The organism is Pseudomonas sp. NPDC089530 (genome assembly GCF_050280705.1).
In the GTDB taxonomy this organism is placed as follows: domain Bacteria; phylum Pseudomonadota; class Gammaproteobacteria; order Pseudomonadales; family Pseudomonadaceae; genus Aquipseudomonas.
Map to the genome: position 1 here is coordinate 1 of NZ_JBNNVU010000189.1, position 2804 is coordinate 2804.

General features: G+C 57.5%; 3 protein-coding genes, 1 tRNA gene and 1 pseudogene. All 5 read left to right on the forward strand.

Annotation, left to right across the window (positions count from 1 at the left end; genetic code table 11):
• Window positions 1-101 precede the first annotated feature (101 nt).
• A tRNA-Gln gene (locus ACQKQA_RS30020) sits at window positions 102-176 on the forward strand.
• Between the two features lie 48 nt (window positions 177-224).
• On the forward strand, window positions 225-1166 hold the full coding sequence (locus ACQKQA_RS30025) for a ribose-phosphate pyrophosphokinase (RefSeq protein ID WP_003205529.1): 942 nt from the start codon (window positions 225-227) through the stop codon (window positions 1164-1166).
• A gap of 141 nt (window positions 1167-1307) precedes the next feature.
• Complete coding sequence (locus ACQKQA_RS30030; RefSeq protein WP_427564765.1) at window positions 1308-1904, forward strand: 50S ribosomal protein L25/general stress protein Ctc; 597 nt, start codon at window positions 1308-1310, stop codon at window positions 1902-1904.
• A gap of 169 nt (window positions 1905-2073) precedes the next feature.
• The gene (gene pth / locus ACQKQA_RS30035; protein WP_427564766.1) at window positions 2074-2658 is read left to right on the forward strand and encodes an aminoacyl-tRNA hydrolase; all 585 of its coding nucleotides are present in this window, start codon (window positions 2074-2076) and stop codon (window positions 2656-2658) included.
• 22 nt (window positions 2659-2680) lie between these two features.
• Window positions 2681-2743 (forward strand): annotated as a pseudogene (locus ACQKQA_RS30040) (GTPase); the annotation flags it as partial.
• Window positions 2744-2804 lie beyond the last annotated feature (61 nt).

Consider the following 2804-nt stretch of genomic DNA (forward strand, 5'->3'; position numbering starts at 1 on the left):
CAGGGTTTGTAGCAAAGGGAAGCAACGTTTCGATGTTGCATCGCAAGCTGCAAGGTCTGCTCTAAAGGAACCAAGTGCCAGGCACTTGATGCAACAGCTACAGGGGCGTCGCCAAGCGGTAAGGCAGCAGGTTTTGATCCTGCCATGCGTTGGTTCGAATCCAGCCGCCCCTGCCATTTTCCTTATACTCATCCAGGTATACCCTCAGCCTTCAGGTACTGCGCGTGTCCAAGATGATGGTCTTTACGGGGAACGCTAACCCCGATCTGGCTCGGCGTGTCGTACGTCAGCTGCATATCCCTCTCGGTGACATCTCTGTCGGCAAGTTTTCCGACGGCGAAATTACCGCTGAGATCAATGAAAATGTCCGCGGTAAAGACGTCTTCATTATTCAGCCGACTTGCGCTCCGACCAACGATAACCTGATGGAACTCGTCGTGATGGCTGATGCCTTCCGCCGCTCCTCAGCGACTCGAATCACTGCTGTAATTCCTTACTTTGGTTATGCCCGTCAGGATCGCCGTCCGCGTTCCGCACGTGTGGCTATCAGCGCGAAAGTCGTGGCTGACATGCTCACCGTAGTCGGCATCGACCGTGTTCTCACGGTTGACCTGCACGCTGACCAGATTCAGGGCTTCTTCGATATTCCGGTAGATAACATCTACGGCTCCCCGGTTCTGGTGGATGACATCGAAGACCAACGTTTCGAAAACCTGATGATCGTGTCCCCGGACATTGGCGGCGTCGTGCGTGCACGTGCCGTGGCCAAGTCCCTGGGCGTGGATCTCGGGATCATCGACAAGCGCCGCGAGAAAGCCAATCACTCCGAAGTGATGCATATCATCGGTGACGTTGAAGGCCGTACCTGCATTCTGGTCGACGACATGGTCGATACCGCCGGCACCCTGTGCCACGCGGCCAAGGCCTTGAAAGAGCATGGCGCTGCCAAGGTCTTTGCCTACTGCACACACCCTGTGCTGTCGGGTCGGGCCATCGAGAACATTGAAAATTCCGTGCTGGACGAGCTGGTGGTGACCAACACCATCCCGCTGTCCGCTGCAGCACAAGCCTGCGTACGTATCCGCCAACTGGATATCGCGCCGGTTGTTGCCGAGGCGGTTCGCCGTATCAGCAACGAAGAATCGATCAGTGCGATGTTCCGCTAAGGGCCCTGCCCTTCTCGAAATGTCTCGTTGACGAAAAGCGCCCCGCCCCGGCATTCCTGTCGGGGCGGGGCTTTTTTGCCCATACCGTGTTTGGCGCTGGTCGCAAACGCCGCTCGGTAATGGCTATTTTGGAGATACAAAATGACTGATTTTATTCTGAACGCTCAAGCGCGTACTGACCTGGGGAAAGGTGCGAGCCGCCGCCTGCGTCATGCTGCGAACATCCCTGCCGTTGTTTACGGTGGTGACAAGCCTGCCGAGTCCGTGACCATCCTGGCCAAGGAAATCGCCAAGCTGTTCGAAAACGAAGCTGCCTACAGCCACGTTATCGAGCTGAACATCGACGGCGCCAAGCAGAACGTCGTTGTCAAAGCCATGCAGCGTCACCCAGCCAAGCAGTTCATCATGCACGCTGACTTCGTGCGCGTTGTTGCTGGCCAGAAACTGACCGCCAAGGTTCCAGTTCACTTCATCAACGAAGAAGCTGCAATCAAGAAAGGCGGCGAGATCTCCCACACCGCCAACGAGATCGAAGTTTCCTGCGAAGCCAAGGATCTGCCTGAGTTCATCGAAGTAGACCTGGGCAACGCTGAAGTCGGCACTATCGTTCACCTGTCGAACCTCAAGGCCCCTAAAGGCGTTGAGTTCGTTGCTCTGGCTCACGGTAACGACCTGGCTGTTGCCAACGTTCACGCTCCACGTGTTGCTCCAGAAGCTGCAGAAGGCGCAGCAGAGTAATTCACTCTGCTTGCCGGAGTGAGTGGAAACATCGCGGACTGGAACGTAGCGAGAAAGCGGGCGGGAACGCGGAGTTTACATCCATGGTAAATGAGCATTTTTCGTCCACTTTCGCCGCACTCCCGGGTTGCGGCGATGTTATCCACCACTCCAAGGAAGGGCCCCTATCGTGACTGCCATCAAACTGATCGTTGGCCTGGGTAATCCAGGCGCCGAATACGAACAGACCCGGCATAACGCAGGGGCCCTTTTTGTTGAGCGCATCGCCGACAAACAAGGCATCAGCCTTGTGGCCGATCGCAAGTATTTCGGCCTGACCGGGCGCTTTTCGCACCAGGGTCAGGACATTCGTTTGCTGATCCCCACCACCTACATGAACCGCAGCGGCCAGGCCGTGGCGGCATTGGCCGGTTTCTTCCGCATCAAGCCCGAAGAAATCCTGGTGGCGCATGACGAACTCGACCTGCCACCCGGCGTCGCCAAGCTCAAGCAGGGCGGTGGGCATGGCGGGCACAACGGGTTGCGCGACATCATCGCGCAACTGGGCAACCAGAATACCTTTCACCGCTTGCGGCTTGGCATCGGCCACCCAGGCGTCGCCAGCATGGTTTCGAACTTCGTCCTGGGTCGCGCGCCACGCGCCGAACAGGAAAAGCTCGATGCCAGCATCGATTTTGCCCTCGGCGTGCTGCCGGATATCTTCGCCGGGGAATGGAACCGCGCGATGAAAAACCTGCACAGCCAGAAGGCCTGACTCTTACCCGAGGGGAAACACCATGGGATTCAACTGCGGCATCGTCGGCCTGCCTAACGTCGGCAAGTCCACCCTGTTCACCGCTGGCGGGAATACTTGAACCATCGGCTTTACCACATCCTGTTTCACTCGCCCCAGGAGGTGAC